At 35.9% G+C, this 19980-nt stretch carries 11 protein-coding genes; all 11 read right to left on the reverse strand.

Annotated features, from left to right (window positions below; genetic code table 11):
* Positions 1–194: 194 nt before the first annotated feature.
* Positions 195–617, reverse strand: a complete 423-nt coding sequence (locus tag HMPREF2542_RS07010; protein WP_070484632.1) for a single-stranded DNA-binding protein — start codon at positions 615–617, stop codon at positions 195–197.
* Position 618: 1 nt separating this feature from the next.
* The gene (locus HMPREF2542_RS07015) at positions 619–3168 is read right to left on the reverse strand and encodes an SEC10/PgrA surface exclusion domain-containing protein (protein WP_070484634.1); all 2550 of its coding nucleotides are present in this window, start codon (positions 3166–3168) and stop codon (positions 619–621) included.
* A gap of 62 nt (positions 3169–3230) precedes the next feature.
* The gene (locus HMPREF2542_RS07020) at positions 3231–3416 is read right to left on the reverse strand and encodes a helix-turn-helix domain-containing protein (RefSeq protein ID WP_025271730.1); all 186 of its coding nucleotides are present in this window, start codon (positions 3414–3416) and stop codon (positions 3231–3233) included.
* Between the two features lie 154 nt (positions 3417–3570).
* Positions 3571–7539 (reverse strand): SspB-related isopeptide-forming adhesin, encoded by a 3969-nt coding sequence (locus HMPREF2542_RS07025; RefSeq protein ID WP_070484637.1) that lies wholly within the window; start codon positions 7537–7539, stop codon positions 3571–3573.
* Between the two features lie 22 nt (positions 7540–7561).
* A complete protein-coding gene (locus HMPREF2542_RS07030; RefSeq protein WP_070484640.1) occupies positions 7562–8332 on the reverse strand; it encodes a peptidase in 771 nt (256 codons plus the stop codon).
* Positions 8333–8350: 18 nt separating this feature from the next.
* On the reverse strand, positions 8351–9409 hold the full coding sequence (locus HMPREF2542_RS07035; protein WP_070484643.1) for a hypothetical protein: 1059 nt from the start codon (positions 9407–9409) through the stop codon (positions 8351–8353).
* A 13-nt stretch (positions 9410–9422) separates the two neighbouring features.
* Positions 9423–9770 carry a TrbC/VirB2 family protein gene (locus tag HMPREF2542_RS07040; protein ID WP_003030105.1) on the reverse strand — a complete coding sequence of 116 codons (348 nt, stop codon included), beginning with the start codon at positions 9768–9770 and terminating at the stop codon, positions 9423–9425.
* Positions 9771–9858: 88 nt separating this feature from the next.
* Positions 9859–11694 carry an AAA family ATPase gene (locus HMPREF2542_RS07045; protein ID WP_070484646.1) on the reverse strand — a complete coding sequence of 612 codons (1836 nt, stop codon included), beginning with the start codon at positions 11692–11694 and terminating at the stop codon, positions 9859–9861.
* The gene (locus HMPREF2542_RS07050) at positions 11691–13445 is read right to left on the reverse strand and encodes a type IA DNA topoisomerase (RefSeq protein ID WP_070484649.1); all 1755 of its coding nucleotides are present in this window, start codon (positions 13443–13445) and stop codon (positions 11691–11693) included. Before HMPREF2542_RS07050 ends, HMPREF2542_RS07045 begins: the two co-directional genes overlap by 4 nt.
* A gap of 87 nt (positions 13446–13532) precedes the next feature.
* Positions 13533–13700: a hypothetical protein gene (locus HMPREF2542_RS09940; protein WP_176601972.1), complete on the reverse strand. Its 168-nt coding sequence runs from the start codon at positions 13698–13700 to the stop codon at positions 13533–13535.
* Positions 13701–13811: 111 nt separating this feature from the next.
* Positions 13812–19973, reverse strand: coding sequence for a PBECR4 domain-containing protein (locus HMPREF2542_RS10175; protein ID WP_261674396.1), 6162 nt, complete (start codon positions 19971–19973; stop codon positions 13812–13814).
* Positions 19974–19980: the final 7 nt, after the last annotated feature.

Below are 19980 nucleotides of genomic sequence, written 5' to 3' on the forward strand. Positions count from 1 at the left end.
AATCAAAAATTACATATAATACTAAATAGCTTTATATGTAATTTGACATTCCATTTTAAGCATTTTTCGTGAATCATTCTTCATAAAAATTATAAACAAAGCCTTAGAATGCCTATCTCAGCACCTCATTTATACAAAAATAACACACAAGAATTTATTCCTGTGTGTTAAAAACTTTTTTAGTTTGGAAATGATTAGAATGGGCTATCTACGTCCATTGGAATTGGATTATCTGGAATATGAGAAGCTTTGCCAGCTTGAACCTGTTTACGTTGCATAGCTGCTTCTTTACTTTCCAAGAAGGTAATTCCATTTTGAAGCGATGGAGCAATGTATTGGTAAGTTCGATTTTGTCCTTGATCGTCTTTGTAAGTAGTTTGAACAATTTCTCCTTTCAGTAAAATTGGAGAACCTACTGAAAGACTATCATACATTACATCAGCCTGTTTCCCATAAACTTGAACATGAAAGAAACTTGGAATCGGTTTACCATCTTTATCCAATTGACTAGAATGACAGACAAAATCAAATTTAAAAAATGAAGTACCTTTAGCTGTTTTACCATAAGCACCATTTGGAATGCTTGATACTCGCCCATAAGCAATAAACTCTTGCATGTTATTCTACCTCTTTTCTTTTATGACCTGCAAAACTAAGAACTGAGAGAACAGCTCCTCCGATAATTCCTAACCAAGAGGTAACTTCCCCTGTAGAAGGCAACTGTTTAGCAGAAACAGTATTATAGTTGACCGTTACTCGTTTATGATTAGTTGGAGTGAGTGTTGGTGTAACAGTTTGTTTCTTTCCGTCCACATAACTTGTAATTTTACCTGTTTCATCTACAACTGGAATTGCTTGTCCGCCTGCTTGTTCAATCGCTGCTTTTTGTGCTGCTAATTTTGCCAAGCGTTCTGCTTCCAATTGAGCCTGATATGTTTTTACAAGCTTAGTGTGTTGAGCAACTACTTCTGTTTGAGTTGCTTTTAACACTTGCAATTTTGCTTCTTCTTTCTCAAGCAGGACTTTCTTTTCTGCTAAAGTTTGTTTAGCTGTCAATAAGCTTTGTTTTGCTTGTGCTAAACGTGCAGGTGCATCTTTCAATTGACGAACTTTTTCTTGAGCTGCTGTCAAACGTGCTTTAGCTTGTACTAACTCATTGTTACGTTGGCTGACCAATGCTTGTGCTTTAGCCAAATCAGCTTTCTTAGTAGCTAATTTGTTTTGTTCAGCAGAAAGGCTAGTCTTAAGCACATTAAGTTCTGACTGTTGTTGAGACAATTCAGCTTTTGCTTGGGCTAAAGCTGCTTGTTTAGCTTTCACGTCCGCATTCAATTGAGCAACGGCTTCTTGGGCTGCTTTATTTTCAGCTTCATCCGCTTTTAAAGTTGCCTGGACTTGATCCAATTGAGTTTGAGCTGCAGGAGTTTTCAGTTTTATAGCTTTAATAGCGTCACGTTGTGCCGTTGCTTCTGTTAAATGAGCAGTTACTTTCTTATGATCAGCTTCAGCTTTCAACTTATCTGCTTGCGCACGATCATCATCTTGTTTTGCAGCATTATAAGTACCTTGAGCTGCTTTTTGAGTCTTCAATAACTCTTGACTATCAAATGGATTAGCTAATGCTGTCTTATTAAAGCTACTACCCTTTAAAGCTGTGTTATGAACAAACAAGAAATTAACAACCTGCCAGAAATTATCTTTGTAAGAAGTCCCTACCCCAAGATAAGAAGTTTTAGCTTCTTGGGCAAACAACCCTGCCATACTTGAGGCATGTAAGAACTCATTATTTACATTATCTTCTACATCATCAAAAGCATTGAACATCAAGTTCAAAATAGTATTATATACCAAACGCTTTAATTCTGCTTTTGTTACAAACTGTTTCGCACTATAAATACCACTACCGCCCATTAAGCCAATATTTTCATCTGTTTCTGAAGAGATAATATTGTATTGTGCTAAAATCTTATTAAGATGTTCAGTGTCATGACCTTTCACGCCATTTGTTTTAGAAGTTGAAACATGGTCGTTAATAATTTTAGCTGCATCTTTTGTCACTTCAACCTTTGATGTACCAAAAGCTGAATGGATTTGATTCAACAAATCCGCTGCAAAGAGAGATAACTCTTCTCGTGTTGCTTCTGAAAGATTGTTCAAATCTAATTTCTCTTCACTATCATTTTTATTGGCTTTAAAACGATTTTGTTTCGCCAAATCTTTCCCTAAAGCCACTAATTTATCCGTCATAGCCTTTTCTTCTGCTGGGGAAGCTGTGGCGATTTTTTGAGCATATTCTCTTAATGCTACAATATACTCTTGAGTCAGTTTGATTTGGTTGATAGCTTCAACATCTTGATTAGCTTTTGTCAAATCAGCTGTTGCCTTTTCTAAAGCTTGAGCTGTTTTATTAACCATAGCTACCTTTTGATCTAAATCAGCTTTGAAAGTAGTTACCACCTTTTGAGATTGAGTTACTACTTTTTCTGCTTCAGCTAAATCGGAAGTACGTTTCTGGTCATCTTGTTTTGCTTTAGCTAAATCTGTCTGAGCCTTAGCAACTACTTCTTTATCAGCGTTTACTTTTGCTTGCGTTTGTTCAGCTTTGGCAAGAATTTCCTTAGTACCTGTACCATCTAAAATGGCTTGTTTTTCAGCCACTTTCTTTTCTGCTTGTTTAACTTCTGCTTGTTTTTTAACAACAGGCTCTTGTACTTTTGCGACCGTTTCTGTTTGTTTAGTCACTTCACTTTGAGCTGTTTGTTGGGCTGTTTGACTAGCAGATACAGCAGTTTCAGCTTGACTTACCTGATTAGTCGTTTCCTTAACAGAAGTTTCTGCTTTAGCCACATTTTCTGGAGTCGCTTCTTGAACTACTTTTTCAGTTTGAGCAACATTTGTTGTTTCTGTTTTGACCGTATTTTCAGCAGCCATCACATCTTTTTGTGCTTGATTAGTTGCTTGTTCTTGTGCTTTGACCGCTGCATTTGCGGTGTCTACAGCTGTTTGAGATTGAGCTACTTCTTCTTTTGTTACAACTGGTTTCGTTTGAACAGACTCCGTACTTTTAACCTCTTTTGGTTGTACATCTTCTGCCTGTACCACTTGACCAGCGCCCACCACAGCAACAGTCGCAACTGTTGTCATCAACGTTTTACTAACTTTATTCATAATATCTTATGACTCCTTTTAAATGATTTATAATTACATTATAAGACATACGTCTTATAATGTCAAGTATCTTGCTCAGAATTTTTGATGACTTTTATCAACTTTTCTGCTGTATCTAAAGTCATATTCCCTATTTTTCGCTGACCATTCATAAATTTTTGAATCGCAGTCACATCAACACCAGATTCTTTTGCAATACTATAGGCAGTACGCCCACTTTTTAATAATTCTTCAATTTCTTTTTTCATGCTTATAAAATGACTCCTATTGTGATGGATAACTTTATTATACGATACAAAAATAATGAATTCAACCGATACCAAAAAGAAAAGCTAGGCAAAACGCCTAGCTTGCTCCATCTGTCTGATCAAAGCTATCTATTGCGTTTATCAGATTTTCTTTTTAATTTTCTTTCCGTTTTTTGAAACTAACAAGGCTGAATCCTGCAAGAATCATTCCCAAAACTGAAAGTCCAACCGATGAAGCTGTACCCGTTTGTGGTAAAGCTGGGGTTGGTGCTTTTGGTGCTGGAGTTGGTTTCTTAGGTTGTGGTTTTTTTGGTTCTGGAGTGCTAGTCTTAACCGTGTTAGAAACAACTTCATGACCATTCACCACATTCTTATAGGTGTTTTCAAATGTTCCAGCTGAAATTCGTTTCATTTGAATTGCTGCATCTACATCAAATTCAGACGCATTATCTACTTTATCCAAGAAATCTTGCTTCATTGAAATTTCAACAATACCTTTTGCTTTATCGTATTTCAATTCTGCATATTGAGACAAGTCTGTGCCAGCTTTAATCACTGAACCGTCTTTCAATTTGATGTCAACAGCAGCCATTGCCTTATACTCACCTGTAAATTCATCACCTTTTTCGTCAAAGTCATCATAGAAACGATATTCTTTGAGGGCTTCTCCACGGTCAGCTGGCAACTTAGCTCCATCTAAATAGTAATAGAACTTATCACCAAGCTTGATGAGCTTACCATCAAGATTTTGACCATCTCCAAGTTTATTGTAAACTCGTTTTTGGACTTTCAATTCTGGTACATGATTAACTACCACATTTGAATAGTAACCATTGCCAAATTGCACTTGGAAGGTTTGGTTCGTGTATTTACCAACAAAACCTTTTTTATTTTGCATTGGTGTATGGAAATACAAATCCATACCCGTTTGTACATAAGCCTTGTAAAATTCTTCTGGTTTTTCTGCAACCCACATGTAAAATGCGCCTTTTGGAGAAATACCTGACTTATCAATCATGTCATTCAAAGCCTTAGAAAGTGTTTTACGGTCTAATACATGGTACATCTTCAAACCGTTAACAGCTTTACCTTGAGCATCTTTCACTTGGAATCGACTTTCAAGCGGTGTAACTGCATCATCTTGATAATCTTCAATGTAAGCAAATCCTTTCGCAATTGCTTCCTTACCAGACTTATCACTCTTATTAGGGCGATTCGTCCATTTAGAAACATAGTAATTGATTCCTTCAGGCAACATCTCTTTACCATCAACAAGTTTTCCTTGTTCATTGTAATTATGCTTTTCTGGTTTCAATGGGTCACGATTAGGATTCTTAGGGTCATTTGGTTTGTTTGGATTTTGTTTACCTGGCGTATGAATCAAGACTTTGTTCGACTTACGAACATAGCCATTTGAACCACCACCGTTCACGACCATTTCAAAGACGTTTTCGTAGTCAGCTGCGTCATTTTGAGGACGACCCCAAACAGACAAATCAGCTAATTTGTACTCTTTAGCTAAATCTTTATTAACCGAAGTAAGAGTAGCTGTGGTTGCCTTAAATGTCAACAAGTTTGCCTTTTCATCATAAGAAACATCATACCCCTTGTTGGCTTCTTTGGTTTTCTCTACATCCAACTTAAAGCCTTGAGGTAAATGATCATTAAAGACTAGCTGAGTTGTTGTCTTACGAGAAGATGGCAAAGTTTCCGTTTGCAAAACAAATCTGTTTAATGAGTTCTTCGCAACATACTGACCATTGATATTCACCTTATCCGCATTTTCAACTGCTTTCTGTACTTGAGGACGAGTGGATAATTTATAACCATGTACATGTACGGTTGGTACTACTGGAGGGGTTGGCATCTTTTCATTTGGTTTATAAGTTGGGGCTGGAACACCATTCACTGTTACCAAATTCAATTTAGCTTTTGGAGTTGGAACTACTTTTTCCTTTTCTGGAGTAAAGTTCTTCGGAGTTTCCAATTTAGGAGTTGGAACTTCTTTCAATTTTTCTGGTGTGAAGTTCTTAGGTTCTTTTGTCTTTTGATAACGTGGGGGTGTTGGAACACCAGTCGCCGCAAGCTCACTTGTAACTGTGAACCAAATAGATGGTGTAAAGCGACCTTCACCTTTACGATCACCTAATTTATCCCAAGATGTAACTGTAATACCATATTCTGGGTTAGTACCCTTCAAGGCTAAAGCACCTGCAAGATACCAATAATAAGGACTGGTAGTGCTATCAATAATGTTATGTTGGTTTAATCCAAAGTGATTACCATTTGAATTATCTCGTTCGTTTGAGTAAACCAACCCATTATCATGCTTAACAATAGACGAACCAGAAATCTGAATGAAACGAGCGGTATCTGATGGACGGGCTGTCTCTACGTGATTCTTATAAGCATTCAAACTTGATAGAGACAAAAGACCTTTTGCTTCATTAGGATTATCTTTATTATCTTCAAAGTTAATAAGATTTCCATCTGCATCATAGAACCGAGTTCTTAAACCAAGATCTAACTTATAATCTTTATTAGTATCTTTATAGCGAGCTGCTACCTCAATACCCTTAGACGGATTTTTAGAAAAACCAAAGACCACATCATCTTGGATATTCTCAGAAGTAGATTTAACAGTAATATCTAATTCCATCTTAGAGATAGCTTTACCTTTATATGATGAATTTTTTAGATTTGTATAAGTAACAGTAACTGTTTTACCAACTTTAGAGTTAACTGCACCAAACTGATTACCTTCTCCACCGAAGACAAAGCCTGCTTTAGCTTTATACAACTCAAATTTTGAAGTTAGACGACTTGGGTCTTTACTAAGTTTTAAATCCTGTGCACTTGGTAAAGAGAAGTATGTTACATATTGTTGTAATTGATCTTCTCCTAGACCCATAGATTTCGTAATATCTTTAAATGCTTCATGCAAACCTTTAGCACTAATGTAACTATCAGCACCTTTTACATCAATATGAGCGTCAGCTTCATTCTTAAAAACAAGACCTTGGGAAACAACTTCACTCAAATACCCATCTTTTACTCTGTTTTTCTCAGCTTCTGCTTTTTCTTTTACAACACGAGCATCTTCCGCTTTATTGTGCTCAGTGACTGTCTTATTATAGGCGTCAATTACTTTATTTTCTGCATCGACTTTAGCCTTACCTGCTTCGTTACGTTTAGTAATTTCTGCATTTTCAGCTTCAACTGATTTCTTATGATCTAATTGAGCCTTGTTTCGTTTAGCAATTTCTGCATTTTCTGCATCTACTTTTGCTTTGCCTTCTGTATTACGTTTGCGCACCGCTTCATTATAAGCTTTCGTATCCGCAATATCCTTGTTTTCTTTGCGTTTTTCCGCAATATAAGTATCAGTTAACTTCTGATTATCTGTTTTCACTTTTTCAACTGCTTTAGTATAAGCGTCATAAGACTCTTTAGTTGCTTCAACTTTAACTGTCTTAGAACTTTCAGATACTTGAGCATCTTTAAACTCAGCTTTTACTTTATCTTTTGCCGTTGAAACAGCTTGATTGACATCTTGACCTGCTTTTTCAGCTTTATCATGCGCTTCTTTCAATGCTGCATTATCAGCATTGATTTTAGCATTTTCTTTTTTAGTTTCTTCTACTGCTTTTGCATGGTCTTCTTTTGCTTTTGCATAATCTGTAGTTGTTTTTTCAACTTCAGCTTTTTGTTTTGCTTGGTCTTGCGCAATTTCCGCTTGAGCCTTTTGAGTTTCAGTAATTGTATTCGTTGTTCCCTTATCAACAGGAGCATCTTGAACAACCTTTACACCTTCTTTTTGAGCTGCTTGTGCTGCTTGATTCACTTGACTATTGTCAACCTGTACAGTTACATTTCCTTGTGCTTGACCAGCTTGATTCAACTGATTTTGTTGTTCAGCTGTTTTTGCTGGTTGACTATCTGGTAAATTAGTAGCTGTATTTGCGGGTGCAACCGTTGTAGGCTCTGTTTTAGCAACTTCATCTGCTTGTACACCATTAGTTGTCGCTACAGCTAGTGCTGCAAGCCCTAATATAACCCCACAAGCCCCGTAAGCCTTGATTTTGCGAATTGATCCATACGTTTTTGTTTCATTTGATTTCATTTTTATTTCTCCTTAAATTTTATTAAAATAATTTTTTTAATTTTGTTCCTACTGCAAGCAAAGATAAACCAATCAATGATAGCAGAAAACTAATCAGTGCTTTCTCACCTGTTTTGGGTAATGTCTTCAATTCGCCTGAAGCAGTGGTCACAGAAACCGTTTGATCCGGATTAACTGTTGCGCCAATGGAAGCAGCTGAAACAACAGAAGTTGTACCGTCTGCATTTGCAATAATCGGATTACTATCTTGCACTCCGACAATTGTAACTCCTGAATTTGTCGTGACTGGTTTGTTTGGTGCTACATCTTGTACCACTTGACCTGTAGCAGTTGAGGTTGTTCCAATTTGGCTTTTACCAGCTTGATTTGCTTCATCTGTTGTTTTGGGTTTTTCTTCAGGTTTTGGTTTTTCTTCAGGTTTTGGTTTTTCTTCATCCTTCTTATCTTCTGAAGAAGGTGTGCTTGGGTTCGGAGCTGGTTCAACAGGCTTTTCTGGTTCTGTTGAAGGTTCCGTAGAAGGATTTGTCGGATCTGAAGGAACAACCGGATCACTTGGTTTTGTACCAGGATTTTCCGGAGTCGGTTCAGCTGGCTTTTCTGGTTCTGTTGAAGGTTCACTTGGAGTTTCTGGAACCGGAAGACTTGGTTCAGCTGGTGTTTCTGGCTTCGGAGTTACTTCAGTAGAAGCACTTGGATCTACTGGAACGACTGGTGCATCCGCCAAGACCATTCCGGCATTTGCCAATACAATCGTTGAAATACTTAGCATTGTTAATAGTTTATTTTTCTTCATTTAGATTTTCCTTTTCTTTTATTTTATATAAGCTGTTTCTATTGGCTCTTTAGTGATGACAAAGCCATAGGGGCTGGATTTCTTTTCTTTGGCAACGAGTGTTAATCGAACGCTTTTGATTCCATCATTTTGCTTTAAGGCAAGAACATAGGTTGCCGTATATTCACCAGCTTCATAGCTAATTTTTTCAAGAATAACAGATTGCAAGGTTCCTTCTTTTGGAACTGTATATTTTGCATTCCCTTTATCCAAAAAATCAGTTAATAACTGTTTATTATTAGAATAGTAACTTGGTAAAAAGTAACGACTAAAAACATCCAACCGATGTTCTTGTTTTTGTAATTGAGTCGTTTTTTCTAACTCTTGATGCAAAAACTGAACTTGTCGAGTCGTTTGACTTTGATTAGTTAATATCCAAATGTTAATCCCTAAAGATAAACAAAGTAATAGGCTGGTTATTCCCAAAGCAAGATAAAGTTTTTTCATAGGATGAGAGGATTGTTTTTGTTGCTGAAACTCACCTCTTTGAATAGAAACTGCAGGGCTACGAATGTTTCCTTTGCTACGAACTTCTTCTTCGCTTGGAAAGAGCGGAAGAGAAATCTCACTAATATCTAAACTAGCTCGATAGCTAGGAAAAACTTGATTGATAAAATAATCTCTTTTTTCATCATAGCTATAGGTAGAGAAGTCAGGTGTTGTCAGAATAGATTTCATTAAAGGTTGCAACAAATTTTGATAACTAGCATCTATCAAAAGAGGTTGTACAAACACTTCTCCTTTCGTTGTAATTCCTCCACCTTCTCTCCGGCAAACAGAAACTTTTTCAATCAGAAATGATTCATATTCTCGCTTCATTTCTTGAAAAAGAACTTCTGCTTGTAAAAAGGTGAGGTAAGGAAGAGTTTCATCAAAATGAAATTGACCTTCAGCTAGAATATTCTCATCTAGCTCCTCTATTAAAGAATTTAGCTTTTCATCTTCTGCTGGAGAGTGGTTAGGAGACCAGCTAACTTTCACAAATAATTCATCTTGTATGGGACATTTCCTTGCTTTATTTAGAAGTTTAAATGCCATAACTACCTACTTTCTAACTTTTAACAAAGTTATAAAACCACTCTACAATGCTTGGACCAGTAGATACAACGATGATACCTATAGCAATGGCTAACCAGTGCTTTTTAATAGCTGCTTTTATTTCTCGTCCTCCTAAGCTATAGACAAGACCAGTAACAACAAGTCCCAGTCCAAATAGAAAAATGCTGATACCTTGTATTTTAGTGATTCCTTGTTGTGCAAGGTTTTTACTTTTTTCAAACGGATCTGCTGCATACACAATATGAGCAGATACACCTGTTAAGAAAAGAGCAAGGGAGGAGAAATAGATTTTACTTTTATTTCTCACTTTAGTTAGTTGTTTTGTCAAATATGATTTCATGATTTTCCTCCTTTATTCTCATTTGACTTCCTTATTTTAAGGGATAATAATTTTTTTGTTTTTAATGGGACAAATCAGAAAAATTTTTTCAGTTGAATAAATAGTTTGAATAATTTAAAACATTAAATTGCAATTGACGAGGGTCTTTTCTGGGATTACTTTCTTCTTTTTCTCCTTCTACTCGAATATGAACAATGTACTGATGGTCTTTTATATTCGGAAGCTTTAAAATAATATCTGAAATAGGAGCTTGAATTTTTCTTTTCAATAATCGTTCAAGGGGGCGAGCACCATTTTTAGAATCTGTTCCAATATCCACTAAATAATTCAGAACAGATGGGTCATAAGATAAGGACAATCCCTTTTTATTCGTCCGTTCCTCGATTTCTTTCATATTTTTTTCCACGATTTCTTCTAAATCTTCTCTTTCTAGTAAATTGAAAATCACTTTGTATTCAATCCGATTTAAAAATTCAGGACGAAATTCTGTTTTGAGTTCAATCTCCATGCTAGCTTCAAATTGGATTTGTTCCCGTTCTGTTAAATGACGAAGACTGCCTTTCATAGCCGCTTTTGTCAAAATCTTCTCTTGACCAATATTCGTTGTCATAATCACAATAGTATTTTTGAAACTGACTAATCTTCCGGTCGCATCTGTTAATCGACCATCATCAATCACCTGAAGAAGAAGATCATAAACGTCTGGATGAGCTTTTTCAATTTCATCGAGCAAAATAACGGAATAAGGTTTTCTCTTGACTCCTTCTGTTAAGAGTCCCTTGCTTCTACGATTTCTATCTCCAATCAATTTAGTGACATCACCTTTTTGGGAGTATTCTGACATATCAAATCGAATCAACGCTTCTTCATCATCAAATAATCCTTCAGCCAGAGCTTTTGACAATTCTGTTTTTCCAACTCCAGTTGGTCCTAAGAAAAGAAGGGATCCAATTGGCTTGTTTTCGTCTTGCATTCCAGCTTGACTAATTTTAATCACTTCTACAACAGCTTTGATAGCTTCATCTTGTCCTTTTACTCGCTGATGAAGCTTTTCTTCTAAAGAATTTAAGCGTTCTTTGTTTCCCTTTAAAACAGTAGTTACTGGAATACCGGTTTGCTTCTTCAGCACTTCTGCTATTTCCCGTTCTGTAACAAGTTCTTGTCCTTTTGAAGAAACGATAGTAGCAGCCTCATCAATCAAATCAAAAGCTTTATCAGGAAGAAAGCGATCAGGAATATAACGAGTAGATAGTTTTACGGCTTGACAAACAGCTTCATGACTGATCGAAACATTATGATAGTCTTCATAAATTTCTTTTGCTTGCCCCACAATTTCAATCGCTTGTGCAATTGTTGGCTCTTTAATGAGAATTGGTTGGGTTCTGCGTTCCAAAGCACGATCTTGTTCAATATACTCATGAAATTCATCTAATGTAGTAGCACCAATCAACTGAATCTCTCCACGAGACAAAGAAGGTTTCAGAACATTTCCTGCATCTAGTGATTCTCCGTTCTGACTCCCAGCACCGACCACTGTGTGAAATTCATCGATAAAGAGTAGATTTTGACCAGGAGTTTTCTTTAATTCATCAATAATGTTTTTCAGTTTTGTGATAAAACTTCCTTCGCTCTCATTCATTAAACTAGACAATTCAAGGGAACGGACAGTTAAGCCTTTTAATGTTTCGGGAACACGATCTTGTAAGATTTCCAAAGCTAATCCTTCTAAAATTGCTGTTTTCCCAACACCAGGTTCACCAATCAAGATAGGATTATTTTTCGTTCGTCTGCAAAGAGAGATAATGACAGCTTGAATTTCTTCCTCCCTTCCATACACTTGATAATCCTTTGGCTTTTGACTAATTTTTTGAGATAAATTCTCTGTAAATTGGTCTAAAAAAGGAGTCTTTGATGCTTGATTCAACTGCTCTCACCTCTTTCCTCAGTAGCCACAATCTGGTTCTTCAATTTTTCTTTAATCGCATCCACAAATTCTCGTGGGTTGATGTTTCCTTCACCAATTTGAGATAAGAAATTTTCCCATCCTCCTGTTGTTTCTGGATTAGAAAATTCATTATCATATAAAAAGTTAATCAGGAGATAAGCTTTATTGGTTGGTGTAAATTGACCTGTTTTCTTATCTTTTGTGACATATCCCCTATCTTGAATTGTCTGAATAATAGCCGCTTTTGTGGCTGGAGTTCCAAGACCATATTTTGAAAAAATAGAGCCAATCAACTGACTTTCTGTAATGCGTTTAGGTGGTTTTGTTACTTCTTCACAAACAGAAATCATACTAGAAACTTTTTGAGCCGCTTGATAATGAGGCAAGAAGACATCTTTTCGAATAGTTTGATTTGCCCACTCACTCCAACCTAAACGAACCATCTTTCTTCCACGTGTCACAAATTCTAAACCTTGATTTTTCAATTGAACAGTTGTTGTTTCATAGCGACAATCTTCCGCAAACATTAAAATAGTTCTTCTTGTGACTGCCTCATAAATCAAGCGCTCTTGGGGTGTCAAAGAAAGCAGATCAGGAATTTTTTCAGTTGGAATCAGCGCATAGTGGCTGTTTTCTCCAATTTTTTCAGGATTTACATAGTTTTTTCTTGCTTCAGGGTGTGCCACCTCAAAAGAACACTGTAATACTTGTTGATAAGTAGCTATATTACTTGACAAATAGTCAAATTCTTCTTGTGTAATATAGCGACTATCTGTTCGAGGATAAGACAAATATTTTTTAAGATAAAGCCTCTCTACTAATTGCTCTGTCATAGAAACATCAAACTTCCAACGTTTAGCAGCATACTCCTGCAAGTCAGACAAGCAAAATAGAGGAGGGGCTGCCTTTACATGTTCTTCTGATTCAATTGAAGAAACTGTAGAAATCTCTGACAAGTTTCTAGCTATTTTAAATACCTCTTCGCTATCATAGTAAGGTTCAGAGTTTGAAAAGACGATACCCGTTTGCTTATCTTCTAGCTGTAATTTCCAATAAGTCTGTGGAACGAAATTTCTTATGCTAATATCGTTTTCACATAAAATCCGAACTGTAGGTGTTTGAACACGACCAACTGAAAAAAGATTTTCTTTCTTCCGTAAGACTTTTCCTGAATGTTGAAGGGACAAAGTTACAAAAGGGGATAAGTTCATCCCTACTAACCAATCACTTTGCGCACGGGCTTCTGCTTCTAAATAATAGTTATAAGTCTCTGTTGGATCTCTTAAATTTTGAAAAGAGCGTTGTAACCCTTTTGTGGTCATGGAGTGAACCCACAATCGTTTCCAAATTTTTTCTTTTCCTCCTGGAATATGAGATAGAATAGAATAAGCAATCCGCTCCCCTTCACGATCAGAATCTGTTCCAATAAGAACACGATCTGATTTTTTAACTTCTTGATAGATAACATTAAAACGATTCTTGCTTTTCTTGTCGTCTTTTAAGTGCTGTTTAAAAGATACATCTAGTAAAGGGAGTTTTTCTAAATCCCAGTTGTTATTTGGAGGTTCATATTCAAATAGGTGTCCTTCTGCTGCAATGATATGAATTTCTCCTTCAAGGTAAGGACTCTGTTGAACAATCCATGTCATTCCTTTTTTACGACCTTCTCCTAATGCAGCTGCATAGGCTGTCGCCTGATCATCTTTTTCTGCTAATAAAACGGTAATCATTGTTTCTCCTTTGGATTGAATGAAAGGCTAAATTTACAGCCATATTAAGCGAATATTCCATCATTATAGTAGTGTTTATGGTTTAACTCACCATATAAAACTCGCAAGCCATTGCCACAATGCTGCAATGATAGGAAGGAGAAGACAGCATAGGTCAAAATACTTCATGAATTTAGCCGATTCTTCCTCTTTCTTATCTTCCTCTTCTTTAGCTAGCTTAATATTTTTTCTTTGAAGTTTATCCTCTATATCCATTTTGGCTCCTTTCATTTTTTAACATTAGTTTAAAGGATAATGATTTTTTTGTTTTTAATGGGACAAATCAGAAAAATAAAAAAGATACTCCAAAAAAGGAGTACCTATTTTTTACATTTTTAAACTTTTGTTTGGAAATCGAGAGCCAAAATTCTGTCCTCTATTTCTATTCATCTGATAAGGTTTTGTGTGTTTCTCAACACTTTTTATAACGCATGAAACAGTCTTATGAATACGAGTCATGGATTGATTTAACTCTTTATCATTCAAATCCTTCAATTGATTCGTCCAATGCGACATATACCGAATGGCTTTTTCACTGGTATCTAGCCCAAAATGCTTAGAAACCAAGTAACTGGTCATTTCTGCTTCCAACTCTTTTCTTCCAGATGAAAGAGAGACCTCTTTTTTTCCTTCATGAAAATTGTGCAGCGTAGCATGAGCTAACTCATGAATCGTTGTACCAATTTTCTCTCCGATTGAATTATCAGGATTTAATAAGATTTTCTGGTCATTTGGATAAAAAGCACCTTTAGCATTTCCTAAAACATGATGCTCATCTGTTGAAATAGCAACTCCAAGCTTTTGAGCATAGTCTTGAAGTCCTAGTAGAACTTCTTTTGTTTTAACTTTGTCTGTTTCAAAGTTGTAATGACGATTCGGCATCGCTTTAGGATAAGCTTCTGGTTTTAGATTCGTTTGGCTTAGTTCAAATACTTTATACAAGGTGAATTTCCCTTGTCCCGTCTCCAAATCTCGTACCTGAAATTGAACAACCTTCAGTTTTCCTTCAGCAATCAATTGTTTTTCTTCTAAAGAGGCTTCTTTTTTCTTCTTAAATTTTGGATGCCCTTTACCATTGATTACCTGTTTCCCATTCTCATCGAAAACCGGAATCATCTCTTCCATTACTGGACGAAAAAGTGTGATTTGTGCATGTTCTCCAGCTTTGACAGACAAGGTTTGTTTAGTTACCTCTTGACTATTACCTGTCCTCTTATTAGTAAAAGTATTAGTTGTTTGAACAACATCATCAGAACTGATTCCTAATGTTTCTCCTAACGCTTTCCATTGATTAAAGGTTGCTACAGCATTTGCTCCCGGCCATTGTGCTTGAACTAAAGCAGCATTTCTAGGAGATAGAGTTGGAAATTTACTCATAAAATCCATATAATGAGCTAACTCTTCTGGTGATTGAGTAAACTCACGAATCTTTTGAAAAGCTATTTCACTTAGTTCATAAGCAGAAGCTTTCGCATAATCAAATGGAACATCTGAAGAAAACTCTTCAACTGGCTTATTTTGTTGAGTCTCACCAACCTGAATTTCTTTCAGGAAAGTATCTATTTCTTCTTGTGAATAGAGACCTTTAGAAACTTCTTCTGAAAGAATCTGTTCAACTAAGCCTTCTAAATTATCCTCAATTTGGAAGTCATTTCCCCAGTCACTACCATAAGCTAGATAGCCAAGTATTTGATTTTCTTTTAAAACAGCTAAACTCCAAGGAGCAGGCTGTTCTGTTAAAGATTCAACAGCAGTTGAACTATGAATATCTAATTCTAATTGATAATCTTTTCCAAATGATTCTTGATGTGTATAAAGCATTCCCCCATCTGTTAGAGATGAACCCATCAAATCACTTTCCCTTGATAATTTCTCCTGAAGTTCAGGAATTGAAGCTACTAAAGCCTCTTTTCGGGTTTGTTTTGTAATCTCTTCAACACGTCTTGCCAAGCCATCTTTTAATTCTTGCTTGGGAGAAATTGCGGAGACTTCTTGACCCATTTCAGCATCTTCTGATACCGATTCAAGAACATTCAAAGGTCTGTCTAAGTCTTTTCCTAATTCCTGATTAAGGCTTTGATTTTCCAGCTGAGAAAGTTGTTCATTTTGTGGCTCGATTCTCTCAAGAATTTCTTCGTATTGTCTATTTTTTAAGACTGATAACATTTCCTCGCCATCATCCTTAACATAATCGTCATTGATAGCCAGTTGTTCTATTTGACCATTACGTTCACGGTAAATACCAAGAATTGTTTTTTCAGCCAAATCTTGTACATTGGTTGCCAATTCTCCTTTTAATTTCATCAAAGAAGCTGGTATTTTCTCATCCCCTGCATCTTTGAACAACAGAAGAAAATCTTCATCCTTCGATTTAATGGCTTCACTCATGTTCAAATTATGCAGTTTTTCAACACTGGTTAAATCATCTAAAACAAATGATTGTGGTTCTAAAATATCCTGTAGCATAGGAAGAACCTGTAGCTTATCTTTAATTGCATTACTGATTAACATTCCATCATAAAAACCATAACCAGACGCAAAATCTTCCAAAAAGTCTGCAGCTCCTTTTCCTTCTTCAAAAGGTCTAATTCCTGATAGATGAATAAAGTTTTCTTTTTGGAAAGTAACTTCTAAGATATTTTCAATTCCTCTATCTGCATAGATAAAACTAATCTTACTATCTGCAAGTTCATCTAAATACCAGCGTGCTGTAGATTGAATAGATGGTGCATATTGATTTAACCGCTTCAAATCTACTGGTGTTATTGGATGATAGTTTCCTATTCTTTTTTGCACTTCTGCATAATTTGTGGTAAAATGTAAGTAAGGATAGGATGATGTAGGGCGGCTGGTAACAGACCGTTCAAAGGTACTTGTTTCAAGTACGGGTGAGGTGCTACCTTCAGCTTCGGGCTGTAAAGAACCCGTGCCACCATTGGTCCTATCAATCATTTGCTCTTGAGCTTGCTCAGGAGCTTTTTTGATATTTTCAGTCACTTCTTGGATAGATGATTGATCGCCAAAATAATTCTGATCAATCTTTTTTGCAATGGTTAGGTATTTAGGAGGTAAATAATTTTCACACTTCTCTGATAATCTAGTAGTCGGATCCCCTAAATCAAATCGAATATCTTTTACAAGTTCGTTGTTATTCTCATCTAATAAAGCAAAGTAAGTTTTATCATAGCCATTTTGCAAGGCGACTGATTCTGTACGGCGACGAATCATTTCAGGATAGAAATCTTTTACAAACTCCTGATAAAGGACAATATCGCCTTCATGATACTTATTTGATAGAACCTGATTTTCCGAGAAATCAAAAGCAACTTGTAATTGGGGTTTCACCTCAACATGTTCTTTAATAATGTGTTCCTGCTGAAGAGACTGACGACTCAGCAAGTCCCCTACTTTCTCCTTTTCGTCTTCCGTTTTTGGCTGATACTTCCAATTTGAAGAAATTTGAAAGTTTCCTTCCTCAGTCAGCTCTAACGCAACTCTTCTCAGACCTTTCACAAAATAAGTATCAGGTCTTTTTTGCCATTGATTGACAATTCCTTCATCAATTAGAGATTGAGCTGCAGGCTGAATAGCCACACCTTCTGCTTTATTTTGAGCAGCTTCTAATCGTTCCAGTTCCTGACGATAACGTTTAATGGTCTCTTTAGTAAACATTGATTCTCCACGATCAGCTTTTTCGATTTCTTCTCTAATTTTAGGAATATTTTGTACACTCATTTCAAGACCATTTCCCTGACGGTTAAGCCCTTTTTCTTTGAGTTCTTTTTGGTATTGCAACTTTTCTACTCTCTCTTCTTGCTTTTTAATTTCATCCATTGTAGAAAAGACCTTATTTTCCAATTGCTCTTGTTTTTTAAAGAATGCAGCTCCATTTCGCTTATCATTCATTGGCTGACCGTTTGTTAAGTTTTGATGTTCTTGAGCCGCTTGAATTGAGTTATCCAATTCTCCTTTTAAACGATTTAATTTTCGTTGAGCTTGAGCCAAACGGCTATTGTCTTTCTGATCCTTTTCTTGTGTAATATTTTTCAATGAGTCTTCATTTAGCAGCCCCTTCTCTTGAACTATGTCCTTTTCTGGGGGAATAACTTCTACAGATCTATCTTTTAATTTATCTAGAATTTGTTCATATACATCTACTGAAATTTCAGTTTGTCCAGTAGAATGTTCAAGATATTCTAACAAGTGATAAGGAACTAGCTGATAAAAATAGTCATTATTTGGTGTATCTATCTGATTTGCAGGATAGCTAAGAATATTCCATGTATCTCGCCCTAAGCTGTTTAGTGGCTCACTAATAGACTTACCCCAATTCTCTGCTGTTAGACTATCTATCCGTTTGTTAAGATTGTAAGCACTGATTGCGACTTCTTCTGAGAAAATAGTAGAGGTGTCAGAACGTCCTAGTTCTTTTTGAATCCCTTTTAATAACTGGTACATTTGATTTTGTTCGGGCGTGCCTTTTTCTTTGAAACGCTCAATATTCGTTTCGTTAATACTTTCAAAGAAAGAACGATGCTCTTTTAGTGCATCTAACGCTTCCGGTCTCAGTTGCTGCATAGGGTAGCTCCAACCTGTATAGTTGACTAAAGTATAGAAGTAAACCTCGTCAGATAAATGAATACGTAATTGTCCTCTCTGAATCTTATTTTGAACACTCTCTGTTAATGTTTTTATATTTCCTGTTAGACTATCATAATTGAGTTTGTTGTTTTGTTGGTTTGAAATATTATTCATATTATTTTCCCTCTCAAGCATCTCTTGGCTATCTAATAAACTCTGAATTTTTTTATCAAGACGTCCTAATTTGCGTTCGGCTTGAGCTAGACGACTGTTATATTTCTTTTCCAGTTGAAAAGGGAGCTCTAAGCTTTCTGATGGATTTGAAAAATCCCAATCCATATTAAATTTAAAATAACTTTTTAAAAACTGTTCTAGATTACTAAAGACATAACATTCTTTCAATAATGATTTCTCTGTGGTAAAAAGTGAGTCCCAATCCTTTAGCACAATCTCTCCCAAGCTATCATATCCCATATTATCTACTAACCAAATAGTAGCATCAGGAAATGATTGATATTTAAATATAATGTCTTCATTCAAAGTTTGGGAAGAATTAGGAGAACGATAACCAGATTCACCACTTGGAAGCATGTAAAATTCTAACTGACCATTACTTTGATATACATGCCAATAATCGTTAAGTACCCTTTCTCTATCAAGCGTTATTCTTGAATTTATAAGTTCATCAATTTCTTCAACACCCAATTGTTTATTTGACGAAAATAAACTCACTTCAGCATCTGAGAGGTATTGCACGTTCTGTTGTGCGAGTTCTGTTGAAAAATATCCTTGGTAATACCAATCCTTTTCATCTGCACTATATACATGTTCTAGCGAGTCGGATTGATACATATTGTTTTTCAGAGCTTCATTCCAGTCGTTTTTTTCTTGAATGGGATCTAAAATAGGTGGAATATCAATTTGAATAGGAATTTCTTTCTTTAATAAATTCGTAATAAAATTGTGACCTGCCTCATCATTATCCACTGCTAAAGTAATCATGTCAGAACGTTTCCCATCTTTGAAAAATCCATTCTGAGCTGCAATATTGACACCATCCGCCAATTGCTCACGTGACCAATTAAGTGGTCGTCCTGATAATTCAGATTGTAATTGTGCTAAATGAAAGCCCACAGTTGATTCTTTTAAGCCATCCATAGCCACTAAGCGTACATCATTCAAACGCTCTTTATTCACTTGATAATAACTCATTAAATCAATTGAACTTTCTGCAAAAACAAGGCGTTTGGGATTTCCCACATCAACACTAAATCCTTGCATGCCATCTGAATTTTGAATAATTTGCTTCAAACGCCCACGTTCAGGATGTTGAACTCGATTTTCTATAATCCCTTGCAAACTAGCACCAACTAGCTTCCCGTCTAAGTCTTTATATTTAAAGACAATGACAGGTTCAAAATAATCTCCCTTTTTTCTAGTAGCTTCTGCCATTTTTCCAGAAGCTAAAAAGAAATTGATTGTTTCATCAGAAAGACCTCTTTCGTTTTTCAAATAGTTTCTAGCAGTTTCAAAGTCAGGATGTTCATATTTTTCCATAAGATAGCGGAATGGTTCTTGTTTCTCTTGCCTCCCACTAGAATCAAATGTTTTAAAGACACCATCATTTAAATAATCAATTGCTTGATTAAAATTGATTTCTTTTATTGTTTCAACCAAAGCAATCACATCACCACCCTGATCTCTAGAAAACCATTTCCAAACGTTTTTATTTGGAGTAATGACTAAGCTATCATGTTCTTTCCAACGATAATCACGACCAGCTCTTTCTAATTCCATTCCTAATTGTTCAGCAACATCCAAAATATCACGTGAACGAGCTAAATCTACCCTTTCTTTTCGACTTTTACTACCAAAATTTGCTGATTTCGAGGTTGTTTCGTTTACCATATTTAAA

The sequence above is a fragment of the Streptococcus sp. HMSC034B05 genome (assembly GCF_001809055.1).
Lineage (GTDB): Bacteria > Bacillota > Bacilli > Lactobacillales > Streptococcaceae > Streptococcus > Streptococcus constellatus.